Origin of the sequence: Pedococcus dokdonensis, assembly GCF_900104525.1 — a bacterium.
In the GTDB taxonomy this organism is placed as follows: domain Bacteria; phylum Actinomycetota; class Actinomycetes; order Actinomycetales; family Dermatophilaceae; genus Pedococcus; species Pedococcus dokdonensis.
Map to the genome: position 1 here is coordinate 1239201 of NZ_LT629711.1, position 12619 is coordinate 1251819.

At 70.7% G+C, this 12619-nt stretch carries 10 protein-coding genes; all 10 read right to left on the minus strand.

Going from position 1 to position 12619, the window contains the following annotated elements; genetic code table 11:
• Positions 1-113: 113 nt before the first annotated feature.
• Positions 114-1568 carry a glutamate synthase subunit beta gene (locus BLQ34_RS06010; RefSeq protein ID WP_091782858.1) on the minus strand — a complete coding sequence of 485 codons (1455 nt, stop codon included), beginning with the start codon at positions 1566-1568 and terminating at the stop codon, positions 114-116.
• Entirely contained in the window at positions 1561-6105 is a 4545-nt protein-coding gene (gene gltB, locus BLQ34_RS06015; RefSeq protein WP_091782860.1) for a glutamate synthase large subunit, read from the minus strand. The genes BLQ34_RS06010 and gltB overlap by 8 nt, the downstream gene beginning before the upstream one ends.
• Positions 6106-6244: 139 nt before the next feature.
• Positions 6245-7114 (minus strand): prolipoprotein diacylglyceryl transferase, encoded by an 870-nt coding sequence (lgt, locus tag BLQ34_RS06020; protein WP_231961469.1) that lies wholly within the window; start codon positions 7112-7114, stop codon positions 6245-6247.
• Positions 7115-7132: 18 nt separating this feature from the next.
• Positions 7133-7891: a hypothetical protein gene (locus BLQ34_RS06025; protein WP_157692916.1), complete on the minus strand. Its 759-nt coding sequence runs from the start codon at positions 7889-7891 to the stop codon at positions 7133-7135.
• Positions 7881-8294 (minus strand): hypothetical protein, encoded by a 414-nt coding sequence (locus BLQ34_RS18710; protein ID WP_157692917.1) that lies wholly within the window; start codon positions 8292-8294, stop codon positions 7881-7883. Before BLQ34_RS18710 ends, BLQ34_RS06025 begins: the two co-directional genes overlap by 11 nt.
• A 120-nt stretch (positions 8295-8414) precedes the next feature.
• Positions 8415-9197, minus strand: a complete 783-nt coding sequence (locus BLQ34_RS06035) for a DsbA family protein (protein ID WP_091782868.1) — start codon at positions 9195-9197, stop codon at positions 8415-8417.
• On the minus strand, positions 9194-9691 hold the full coding sequence (locus BLQ34_RS06040) for a MauE/DoxX family redox-associated membrane protein (RefSeq protein ID WP_091782870.1): 498 nt from the start codon (positions 9689-9691) through the stop codon (positions 9194-9196). Before BLQ34_RS06040 ends, BLQ34_RS06035 begins: the two co-directional genes overlap by 4 nt.
• Position 9692: 1 nt before the next feature.
• Positions 9693-10511 carry a tryptophan synthase subunit alpha gene (gene trpA, locus BLQ34_RS06045; protein WP_231961470.1) on the minus strand — a complete coding sequence of 273 codons (819 nt, stop codon included), beginning with the start codon at positions 10509-10511 and terminating at the stop codon, positions 9693-9695.
• Complete coding sequence (trpB, locus tag BLQ34_RS06050; protein WP_091782873.1) at positions 10508-11785, minus strand: tryptophan synthase subunit beta; 1278 nt, start codon at positions 11783-11785, stop codon at positions 10508-10510. Before trpB ends, trpA begins: the two co-directional genes overlap by 4 nt.
• Positions 11782-12573, minus strand: coding sequence for an indole-3-glycerol phosphate synthase TrpC (trpC, locus tag BLQ34_RS06055; RefSeq protein WP_091789392.1), 792 nt, complete (start codon positions 12571-12573; stop codon positions 11782-11784). Before trpC ends, trpB begins: the two co-directional genes overlap by 4 nt.
• Between the last annotated feature and the right edge of the window lie 46 nt (positions 12574-12619).

Here is a 12619-nt window from a genome sequence, read left to right on the forward strand (position 1 = left end):
CCGCGGTCACCCTGCGGACAACCACGTCCTCCCCACTTCCGGCCACGTATGCCGCGTGCTCACCACCCGGAGGGCGGCCCACCGCGCGTGGGTGGCCAGAAGTGCGAGAGGGGTCAGACGATGAGCGGTCGGTCGGTCGGGTTGATCGGCCGCGGCAGGGCCGTGGCGCCGGTCAGGAAGCGGTCCACACCGGCGGCCGCGGACCGGCCCTCGGCGATCGCCCAGACGATGAGCGACTGGCCACGACCCGCGTCACCGGCGACGAAGACGCCGGGCACCGACGACATGTAGTCCTTGTCCCGCTTGACGTTCGAGCGCTCGTCGAGCTCGACCTCGAGCTGCTCGACCACGCCCGGCCCCTGCGGACCGAGGAAACCCATCGCCAGCAGGATCAGCTGGGCGGGCAGCACCCGCTCCGTGCCCTCGACCTCGACGAACCGGCCGTCCTCCATGCGCACGTCGACCACGCGGATGCCGGCGACCTTGCCGTCCTCACCCAGGATCTCCTTGGTGGACGCGGCGTACACGCGGTCGCCGCCCTCCTCGTGCGCGGAGGCGACCCGGAAGATCATCGGGTAGGTCGGCCAGGGCTGACCGGTGACCCGCTCCTCGCCCGGCCGCGGCATGATCTCGAGGCTCGTCACCGACCGGGCGCCCTGACGGTGCGAGGTGCCGATGCAGTCGGCGCCGGTGTCGCCACCACCGATGACGATGACGTCCTTGCCCTCGGCGGTGACCTGACCCTCGACGGTCTCGCCGAGCGCGACGCGGTTGGCCGGCGGCAGGAAGTCCATCGCCTGCATGACGCCGTCGAGCTCGCGCCCGGGCACCGGCAGGTCACGCGGCACGGTCGCCCCGATGGCCAGCACGACGGCGTCGTAGCGGTCGCGCAGCTGCTTGCCGGTGACGTCGCCACCGACATCGACCCCGCTGCGGAAGCGGGTGCCCTCGGCCTCCATCTGGGCGATCCGGCGGTCGAGGACGGACTTCTCCATCTTGAACTCGGGGATGCCGTAACGCAGCAGCCCGCCCGGCTTGTCGGCGCGCTCGTAGACGGCCACGGTGTGGCCGGCGCGGGTGAGCTGCTGGGCGGCAGCCAGCCCCGCGGGGCCGGAGCCGACGACGGCGACGGTCTTGCCCGACAGCCGCTCGGGCGCCTGGGGCTGCACGTAGCCCGCGTCGAAGGCCCGGTCGATGGTGGTGACCTCGATCTGCTTGATCGTCACCGCGGGCTGGTTGATCCCCAGCACGCAGGCCGTCTCGCAGGGCGCGGGACAGAGCCGCCCAGTGAACTCCGGGAAGTTGTTGGTCGCGTGGAGCCGCTCGATGGCCTCGCGCCAGTCACCCTTCCAGGCAAGGTCGTTCCACTCCGGGATCAGGTTGCCGAGCGGACAACCGCTGTGGCAGAACGGGATCCCGCAGTCCATGCAGCGACCCGCCTGACGCTGCAGCTGGCCGAGCTCCTGCTCCTCGTAGACCTCTTTCCAGTCCTTGATGCGGACCGGCACGGGGCGCCGGACCGGCAGCTCGCGCTCACGCGTCTTGAGAAAGCCCTGGGGGTCAGCCACGGGAGGCCTCCATGATCCGCTCCCACACCTCGGAGCCGTTGATGTCGAGTCCTTCCGCCTCAGCGGCGGCGCGCACGTCGAGGACGCGCTGGTAGTCACGCGGCAGGACCAGGGTGAACCGCGACTTCTCGGTCTCCCACTCCGCGAGCAGCCTTGCGGCGACTGGCGACTCGGTTTCCTCCACGTGCTGGGCGAGCAGCTGCTGCACCACGGTCTCGTCGTCGGGACGGAGCGCGGAGACGTCGACCAGCTCGGGGTTGACCCGGTCGATGTCGAGGTCGAGCACGTAGGCCACTCCCCCGGACATGCCGGCCGCGAAGTTGCGGCCGGTCGGACCGAGGACCAGCACCGTCCCGCCGGTCATGTACTCACAGCCGTGGTCGCCGACACCCTCGACGACGGCGGTCGCGCCCGAGTTGCGGACGCAGAACCGCTCACCCACCAGGCCGCGCAGGAAGAGCTGCCCGGTCGTCGCGCCATACCCGATCACGTTGCCGGCGATGACGTTCGTCTCGGCCTGCAGCGGGGCGGCACGGTCGGGCCGCACGACGACCCGGCCACCGGAGAGGCCCTTGCCGACGTAGTCGTTCGCGTCGCCGAGCAGCCGCAGCGTCACGCCGCGCGGGAGGAACGCACCGAGCGACTGGCCAGCCGAGCCGGTGAGGGTCAGGTCGATCGTGTTGTCGGGCAGGCCGTCGGGGTGGGCCTTGGTGACCTCGTGGCCGAGCAGGGTGCCGATCGTGCGGTTGACGTTGCGCACCGCCACCTCGCCGGTCACCGGGGTGCCGTCGTTGATCGCCTCGCGGGCGATGGTGATGAGGTGGTGGTCGAGCGCCTTCTCGAGCCCGTGGTCCTGGGTGGTCGTGTTGCGCCGTCCCGAGCCGTCGGGGCTCTCGACCTCGGTGAAGATCGGCGCGAGGTCGAGACCGGCCGCCTTCCAGTGGTCGACGGCCTTGGTGGCGTCGATCGCCGACACCTGGCCGATGGCCTCCTCGACGCTGCGGAAGCCGAGCGCCGCGAGGTGCTCTCGCACCTCCTCTGCGACGTACTCGAAGAAGGTCTCGACGAACTCGGGCTTGCCGGAGAAGCGGGACCGCAGCTCGGGGTTCTGGGTGGCGATGCCGACCGGGCAGGTGTCGAGGTGGCAGACCCGCATCATGATGCAGCCCGACACGACGAGCGGCGCGGTCGCGAAGCCGAACTCCTCCGCGCCGAGCAGTGCCGCGATGACGACGTCACGACCGGTCTTGAGCTGGCCGTCGCACTGCACGACGATGCGGTCGCGCAGCCCGTTGAGGACCAACGTCTGCTGGGTCTCGGCGAGGCCGATCTCCCAGGGTCCGCCGGCGTGCTTGAGGGAGGTCAGGGGGGAGGCCCCGGTGCCGCCGTCGTGGCCGGAGATGAGCACCACGTCGGAGTGCGCCTTGGAGACCCCGGCCGCGACCGTCCCGACCCCGATCTCGGAGACCAGCTTCACGTGGATCCGGGCCTCGGGGTTGGCGTTCTTGAGGTCGTGGATCAGCTGGGCGAGGTCTTCGATCGAGTAGATGTCGTGGTGCGGCGGCGGGCTGATCAGGCCGACTCCCGGCGTCGAGTGCCGGGTCGTGGCGATCCACGGGTAGACCTTGTGGCCGGGCAGCTGGCCACCCTCGCCGGGCTTGGCACCCTGCGCCATCTTGATCTGGATGTCGCCCGACTGAGTCAGGTAGAGCGAGGTGACGCCGAAGCGGCCCGAGGCGACCTGCTTGATCGTCGAGCGCCGCTCGGGGTCCATCAGCCGGTCGACGTCCTCGCCGCCCTCGCCGGTGTTGGAGCGGCCACCGAGCCGGTTCATGGCCACGGCCAGCGTCTCGTGGGCTTCCTTGCTGATCGAGCCGTAGGACATCGCCCCGGTGTTGAACCGCTTGACGACCTCGCTGACCGGCTCGACCTCGTCGATCGGGATCGGCTGGCGCGGTGACGACCCCCCGAGCTCGAACAGCCCGCGCAGGGTCATCAGCCGCTCCGACTGCTCGTCGATGCGCGAGGTGTACTGCTTGAAGATGTCGTAGCGCCGCTGCCGGGTGGAGTGCTGCAGGCGGAACACCGTGTCGGGGTCGAAGAGGTGCGGTTCGCCTTCGCGGCGCCACTGGTACTCACCGCCCACCCCGAGCTTGCGGTGCGGGAGCCGCACCCCGTCGGGCGGGTATGCCGCCGCGTGCCGGGCCGCGGTCTCCGCCGCCAGGACGTCGAGCCCGACGCCCCCGAGCTGGCTCACCGTGCCGGTGAAGTAGCGGTCGACGAGCTCCTGGGAGAGGCCGAGCGCCTCGAAGACCTGGGCGCCGCGGTAGGACGCGACCGTCGAGATGCCCATCTTGGACATCACCTTGAGGACGCCCTTGCCGAGCGCCTTGATCAGGTTCTTGACCGCCTGGTCGGGGGTGACGCCCTCGATCGCGCCCGAGCGCACGAGGTCCTCGACGGACTCCATGGCGAGGTAGGGGTTCACGGCCGCCGCGCCGTACCCGATGAGCAGGGCCACGTGGTGGACCTCGCGCACGTCACCGGCCTCGACGACCAGCCCGACCAGGGTGCGGGTCTTCTCCCGGATGAGGTGGTGGTGGACGGCCGAGGTCAGCAGCAGCGACGGGATCGGCGCATCGTCGCGGCCCGAGTCGCGGTCGGACAGGACGACGAAGCGCGCTCCTTCGGCGATCGCCGCCGACACCTCGGCGAAGATCTCCTCGAGCCGGGCGGTCATGGCGGCAGCGCCGCCGGTGACGTCGTAGAGGCCGCGCACGACGTGGGTCGCATAGCCGGGCAGGTCGCCGTCGGCGTTGACGTGGACGATCTTGGCGAGCTGGTCGTTGTCGATCACCGGGAACGGCAGGACGACCTGGCGTGCGTGGGCCGGACCGGCCGACAGCGCGTTGCCCTCGGGCCCGATGACGGTGCCCAGCGAGGTCACGAGCTCCTCGCGGATCGCGTCGAGCGGCGGGTTGGTCACCTGCGCGAAGAGCTGGGTGAAGTAGTCGAAGACCAGCCGCGGACGGTCGGAGAGCACCGCGATCGGGGTGTCGGTGCCCATCGAGCCGAGCGCCTCTCCCCCGGTGCGGGCCATCGGGGCGAGGAGGATCTTGAGCTCCTCCTGGGTGTAGCCGAAGGTCTGCTGGCGACGCGCGACGGAGGCCGCCGTGTGCACGATGTGCTCGCGCTCGGGCAGGTCGTCGAGATGGATCAGGCCGGCGTGCAGCCACTCGTCGTAGGGGTGCTGCGCGGCGAGCGAGGACTTCACCTCGTCGTCCGACACGATCCGGCCGTGCTCGGTGTCGACGAGGAACATCCGGCCGGGCTGCAGCCGGCCCTTGCGCACCACGCGGGTCGGGTCGAGGTCGAGCACCCCCGACTCGGAGGCGAGCACGACCAGGCCGTCGTCGGTGACGGAGTAGCGCCCCGGGCGCAGGCCGTTGCGGTCGAGGACCGCCCCGATCAGCGAACCGTCGGTGAAGGTGACGCAGGCCGGGCCGTCCCACGGCTCCATGAAGGTCGAGTGGAACTCGTAGAAGGCCCGACGAGCCGGGTCCATCTCCTCGTTGTTCTCCCACGCCTCCGGGATCATCATCAGCACGGCGTGCGGGAGCGGTCGACCACCGAGGTGGAGCAGCTCGAGCGCTTCGTCGAAGGACGCCGAGTCGGACGCCTCGGGGGTGCAGATCGGGAAGAGCCTGTCGAGGTCGCCCGGGATAACGTCGGAGACCAGCTGGCTCTCGCGGGCACTCATCCAGTTGCGGTTGCCCTTGACGGTGTTGATCTCGCCGTTGTGCGCGATCAGCCGGTAGGGGTGCGCCAGCGGCCAGCTCGGGAACGTGTTGGTGGAGAACCGGGAGTGCACCAGGGCGAGCTGGGTCTCGAACCGGCGGTCCGACAGGTCGGGGAAGAACGGCTCGAGCTGTCCGGTCGTCAGCATGCCCTTGTAGACCAGGGTGCGACACGACAGCGACGGGAAGTAGACCTCGGTCTCCCGCTCGGCGCGCTTGCGCAGGCAGAACGCCAGCCGGTCGAGGCCCAGGCCGACCATCCGGCCGACCGAGGCCGACACGAAGAGCTGGCGGAAGAACGGCATGCAGTCGCGCGCCGCCTGCCCGACGAGGTCGGCAGCCACGGGGACGTCGCGCCAGCCGAGCACGGTGAGCCCCTCCTCCGCGGCGAGGGCCTCGATGCGGGCCACGACCTCGGCCCGCTCGGTCTCGTCCGCGGGCAGGAAGGCGGTGCCCACGGCATACGCGCCGTTGACCGGGAGGTCGAAGTCGACGACGGCGCGGAAGAACGCGTCGGGGACCTGGGTGAGGATGCCGGCGCCGTCGCCCACCAGCGGGTCGGCGCCGGTGGCGCCGCGGTGGTCGAGGTTGCGCAGGGCGGTCAGCGCGTGCTCGACGATGTCGTGGCCGGCGCTCCCCCTCATCGTCGCCACGAGGGCCACGCCGCAGGCGTCGTGCTCGTGCTCGCGGCGGTAGAGGCCCGTGTCGGCGGGCTGGGCGGAGAAGCGCGCAGGAGTCACGTTCGGGTCACCGTCCTTGGGGGGTCAAGTGCGTTGTGGAACCCAAGTTGGGCACACCATGTTCACGCGCGTGGACGGCCTTGGCCACGGCTGCAAGGAGGATAGCCGGTGGTCCGTTTGTCCCGCCATGTGAGCCTGGCTATTCCGTATGTTGAGACGCCGGCTCTCGCAGGACCGCCACCTCGCGGCGCCTCCCGAACCAGACGATGGCAAGCCCGAGGAGGAACACCAGGATGCTCGTCCACACGTTGACCCGGACGCCGAAGATCCGGTTGGCGGTGTCGCTGCGCATCAGCTCGAAGACGATCCGGCCCAGCGGGTAGCCGACGACGTAGAGGCCGAAGAGCTGCCCCTTGCGCAAGGCCCACCGGCGGTCGGCCAGGACGAGGAACAGCGCCAGCAGCAGGCACCAGAGCGACTCGTAGAGGAAGGTCGGCTGGAAGGTGCCCAGCACGATCGCCTTGCCGTTGGCGTCACGCACCGCGTGGCCGGCGGCCTGGTCCCACTCGTGGATGGTCAGTCCCCAGGGGACGTCGGTGCGCTGGCCGTAGAGCTCGTTGTTGAACCAGTTGCCCCAGCGGCCGAGCGCCTGCGCGATCGCCACCCCGGGGGCCGCCGCATCGATGTAGTCGAGGAACGGCACGCCGTGACGCCGTGCCCCGATCCACCCACCCAGCGCACCGAGCGCGATGGCGCCCCAGATGCCGAGGCCGCCCTGCCAGATGTAGAGCGCCTTGATCGGGTGGCCGCCCGCGCCGAAGTAGGGCTCCGGGGTCGTGATGACGTGGTAGATCCGCCCGCCGATGATGCCGAATGGCACCGCCCACGCCGAGATGTCGACGGCCTTCTCCTTGGCGTGCCCACGGTCGACCAGTCGACGCCCCGTGATCCAGACGGCGACCACGATGCCCGCGAGGATGCACAGCGCGTAGGCGCGCAGCGGGAACGGTCCCAGGTGCCAGACCCCCGAGGTCGGGCTGGGCAGCGAGCTCGGCAGGGAGGCGGTCACGGTTCTGGAGGCTACCCGTCAGGGCTGTGGGTAGTACGGGAGGTCCGGATAGAGGCGCGGCAGGACGGCGGACAGGCAGGCCCGCCCGGCCTCGACCCGCCGCCCGGCCGCATGCCCACCCACGGCTCCCACCACGTCCCCGAAGCTGGTGCTGCGACGGACGTCGTAGCCGCGGCCTCGCATGCAGGACACGACCGCCTCGGCCAGGTCCGGACTCAGGTGGGGCGGCGTGTCTGCGGCATAGATCGCCGAGACCGGGAACCAGTACTCCTCGTCGCACGTGTCCTCGGCGGTGCCACCCGTCGGGCCGGTCGTCGGGGTGCCTGCGCCCTGCGGTGCGTAGGTCAGGATCCGCTGGGTGTTCGTCACGGGGTCCCAGGCCGACGAGGTCAACCTGAGGCCGGCCGCTTCGACACAGCCGCGGTATGCCGCGAACGCCTGGTCCAGCTCGGCGCGGGTGACTCGCCGGTCGGCGAGGATCACCCGCTGCGGCGAGGTCGGGTCGAGCCCGTCGACCAGCTGTCGCAGCCGGCTCTCACCGATCCGGTACGCGCTCGGATCGGTGTACGTCGCCACGGCTCGAGGCGTGGCGGGCGGGGCAGGGCTGGTTGACGTGCAGCCAGCGACCCCGACCACCGCGAGCGACGCGGCGACGAGCCACCCCGTGGGCCGGCCGTGGCCGGTGCCGCCGGTGCCGCCGGTGCCGCCGGTGCCGCCGGTGCCGCCGGTGCCGCCGTTGCCGCCTGGACCGCAGGCCACCTGCACCTCAGAGGACATAGTTGTACGTGGCGCCGCTCCACTTCTCCAGCGTGTGGGTGGACTTGATCTGGAAGACCGAGTAGCCACCGCGTGAGATGTCCACACCGGAGCTGCACTGCCCCAGCAGGGACGCGTGGGTCCCGTAGCTCCCATTGGGGAGGGCGATCTTCGTCCTGACCCGCTTGACGTACAGCAGGCAGCTCTTCCCGGTGGCTGTTGTCGACGCGTAGGCGAGCGAGCCAGTCGTCCCGCCGCTGCCGTAGTAGTAGTAGACGGTGCGGTTCGCGTCGTCCCCGCGCCAGGGAAACTTGCCCGAGCCCAGCGCGTCGGCTGACTGTGGCAGGCCACCCAATAGCGCTGCCGTGGCGATGAGGACGAGCAGGAGAGGTCGACTGACTGTTTTTCTGGCGATGAAGGTCATGCTGCGGGAGGCTAGCCGCAAGACTTCCAGTCACCTAGCCTGATCGTGCTGGTCATCGGTAGTCATGCACAGTCACAGAGAGTCATTCCATTGGTCTCAGTGAGTGGACGTCCACGCGCCCTACTTCGTCGCGGCCTTGACCTCGGCGGCGAGCTTGTCGCGGGTCAGACCACCGAGGTCGACGGCCTTGCCGTTGAGCTTGACGGTCGGGGTGCCGTTCACGCCGTCCTTCTCGGACTGGGTCTGCACGGACTCCACCCACTGGTTGTGCGACTTCGCCGAGTAGCACTGCTGCCACGTCGTCATGGCGGCGCCGGACAGGCCCGCCTGGGTGGCGAAGTTCTGCAGCTGGGCGTCGGTGTAGCCGGCCCCCTCGGTCTTGGGCTGCCCCGTGAAGGTGGCCGCGTGGTACTGCAGGAACTTGTCCGCGTCGGCAGCGCAGGCGGCGGCGTTGGCCGCCCGGTTGGACGAGTCGTTGCGCAGGTTGTCGTCGAGGAACGACAACGGGTGGGCGACCAGCTTCACCTGGTTGGCCTTGACCATGTCGACGATCTGCAGCCCGAAGATCTCCTCGAACCGCGCGCAGACCGGGCACTGGAAGTCCTCGTAGAGATCGAGGGTCGGCACGTTCGCGGGGGCGCCGGGGTTGACGACGATCCCGGCACCCATCGCAGCGACGTTCTTGGGGAGGTTCGAGCCACCCGAGGTGGTGGCTTCCTTCTTGCCCTGGCTGCCCAGGATCACCGCGGTCACGACTGCAGCGAGCACGACGACCACGACCACGGTCGCCACGACGACGCGGTTCGCCCCGCCACCGCCACCCCGGCCCGAGCCGCCACGCACGCCACCCCTGGGGGCGGCTGCCTGGATCTTGGCCTTGCGGCTGGCGCTGCTGCTGGTCATGCGGGGTGCCTTCCGTGGAAGTCGGGGAACAGGATGCGCTCGAGGCTCACGGCGGTGCGAGGTCGCACCATCAGCCACACGGCGCAGGCGAGCAACCCGACGTCGCGGGCGATCTCCTGTGGGTACTGCGTCTGGGAGGCGTCAATGGTTCCCCCCTTGCCGAAGCAGCCGCAGTCGATCGACAGCCCACGCGACCACGCCGACGCGATCCCGAGGATGAAGACCACCATCAGGAAGCCACCGATCGAGGCGCTGAACCGGGTGAACAGCCCGAGCACGAGCAGCACGCCGATCGCGACCTCGAGGATGGGCAGGGCGTAGCCGACATAGCCGGCCAGGTCGTAGTCGAGGATCTGGTAGGCCCGCACCGAGCGCGCGGAGGTCTCGAGGTGGCCGACCTTGAGCAGGCCGGCCACGAAGATGACGCCACCGAGGACCAGCCTCAGCAGGAGACCGATGACGTCGAGGACGCGGCGCGTGGTCCGTCGGCTCACGTCAGCGACCGCCCCGGACGCCCTCGGACAGCTCACCTACGAGCGCACGCAATGAGGCGATCCCCGACTCGAGGTCATCGGCCTCGGTGAGGCAGCGCACCAGCGCCGAACCCACGATCACGCCGTCGGCGTAGGCGGCCACCTCGGCGGCCTGCTCCCGACCCGAGACGCCCAGGCCGACGCAGACCGGCTTGTCGGTCAACGCCTTGGTGCGGTTGACGATCACCGCTGCTGCGTCGCCCATCGACGTCCTGGCACCGGTCACCCCCATGTGGGACACGGCATACACGAAGCCGCGGCACTGGGCCGTCACGGCGGCGATCCGCTGTTCCGTCGAGCTGGGCGCGACGAGGAAGACGCGGTCGAGACCGGTCTCGTCACTGGCCGCGATCCACTCGCCGCCCTCGTCGGGGATGAGGTCGGGCGTGATGATGCCCGCTCCCCCGGCGGCCGCGAGGTCGCGCGCGAAGGCGGCCGGTCCGTGCCGCAGGATGAGGTTCCAGTAGGACATCACCAACGGCGGCGCACCCGCGTCGCGCACCGCCTGCGTGGCCGCGAACGCGTCGGCGACGTGCACGCCGCGCTTGAGCGCCTGGTCGGCCGCGTAGGCGATCACCGGCCCGTCCATGAGCGGGTCGCTGTAGGGGATGCCGACCTCGACGATGTCGACACCCGCCTCGACCATCGCGACCATCGCCGCGATCGAGCCCTCGACGGACGGGAAGCCGACCGGCAGGTAGCCGACCAGGGCGGCGCGGTTCTCCGCGCGACAGCGCTCGAGCACCGCGCCGACGCCGATCCCGGTGGTCGTCGTGCTCACAGCTGGGTCCTCCCGTCGCCCTCGGCGAGCGGCTCGTCGGCGGTGCCCTCCGGCAGGGTCTCGTCGGCGTCGTCGAGGAGACCGAACCACTCGGCGGCGGTGTGCATGTCCTTGTCGCCCCGCCCGGACAGGTTGACCAGCAGCAGCGCGTCGGGCCCGAGCTCGCGACCCACCTCGAGCGCCCCGGCGAGGGCATGGGCCGACTCGAGCGCCGGGATGATCCCCTCGGTGCGGCAGAGCAGCTGGAACGCCTCCATCGTCTGCTCGTCGGTCGCGTAGCGGTACTCGGCACGCCCGGTGTCGCGCAGGTGCGCGTGCTCCGGGCCGACGCTCGGGTAGTCGAGGCCAGCCGAGATCGAGTGCGACTCGAGGGTCTGGCCGTCGTCGTCCTGCATGAGGTAGCTGAACGTGCCGTGCAGGACCCCCGGTGAGCTGGAGGCGAACCGCGCGGCATGGCGCCCGGACTCGACGCCCTCTCCCCCGGCCTCGACGCCGATCAGCCGGACCTCGGCGTCGTCGATGAACCGGTGAAAGATGCCCATCGCGTTGGATCCCCCACCGACACAGGCGATCACGGCATCGGGGAGGCGGCCGGTGAGGTCGAGCACCTGGCTGCGCGCCTCGACGCCGATGACCCGGTGGAAGTCGCGCACCATCTCGGGGAACGGGTGCGGCCCCGTGACCGTGCCGAGGATGTAGTGGGTGTGGCCGACGTTGGTGACCCAGTCACGCAGGGCGTCGTTGATGGCGTCCTTCAGCGTCGCACTGCCCGTCGGGACCGCGACCACCTCGGCGCCCAGCATCTTCATGCGGGCGACGTTGAGGGCCTGGCGCTCGGTGTCGACCTTGCCCATGTAGATGACGCACTCGAGGCCCATCAGCGCCGCTGCGGTGGCCGTGGCCACGCCGTGCTGGCCGGCGCCGGTCTCGGCGATGACCCGGGTCTTGCCCATCCGCTTGGTGAGCAGCGCCTGCGCCAGGACGTTGTTGATCTTGTGGGACCCGGTGTGGTTGAGGTCCTCGCGCTTGAGGATGATCCTGGCCCCGCCGGCGTGCTCGGCGAACCGCGGCACCTCGGTGATGATGCTGGGGCGACCGGTGTAGGTGCGGTGCAGCCGCTCCAGCTCGCCCATGAACTCGGGGTCGACCATCGCCTTGCGGCGCGCCTCGTCGAGCTCCTCCAGCGCGGGGATCAGTGCCTCGGGCACGTAGCGGCCACCGAAGTCGCCGAAGCGACCCGGACGGGCCAGGGGTTCGGGGGTCAGTCCGGTCATGCTGTGGCTCCCGCCGCGATCAGGTCGTGTGCCGCACGACGCGGGTCCGCGCCGCGCACCAGCGCCTCGCCGACGAGGACCGCATCGGCCCCCTCGGACGCGAAGCGGGCGGCGTCGGCCGGCCCGCCGATCCCGGACTCGGCCACCTTGACGGTCGTGTCGGGGATGAGGGGTGCGAGTCGGCCGAAGGTGTCGGGGTCGACGGCGAGGGTCTTGAGGTTGCGGGCGTTGACGCCGATCACGGTGGCGCCGGCGTCGACCGCCCGACGGGTCTCGTCCTCGTCGTGCACCTCGACCAGGGCGGTCATGCCGAGCTCGCGGGCCAACCCGTGCATCCGCTCGAGGTCGTCCTGCTCCAGGGCCGCGACGATGAGCAGGATGAGGTCGGCACCGTGCGCCCGCGCCTCGAAGAGCTGGTAGTCGTCGACGATGAAGTCCTTGCGCAGCACGGGGATCCGGACCGCCTTGCGCACCGAGTCGAGGTCGTCGAGCGAACCTTTGAACCGGCGGCGCTCGGTGAGCACGCTGACCGCGGTGGCTCCGCCCGCCTCGTACTCGGTGGCGAGGGCGGCCGGGTCGGCAATGGTGGCGAGGGCGCCCTTGCTCGGGCTGGCCCGCTTGACCTCTGCGATCAGTGCCAGGCCGGGTGCGCGCAGCGCAGACTCGGCGTCGAGGGCCGGGGCTGCGGCGGCGGCCAGCTGCTCGACCCGCTCACGGTCGACGAGGGCTCGCGCGTCAGCGAGGTCTTCGCGGACGCCGGCAACGATGTCGTCGAGCACGGTGGGCATGGCCACAGGCTAACCAGCGTGACTGGGAGACCGGTGCAGGGGTCAG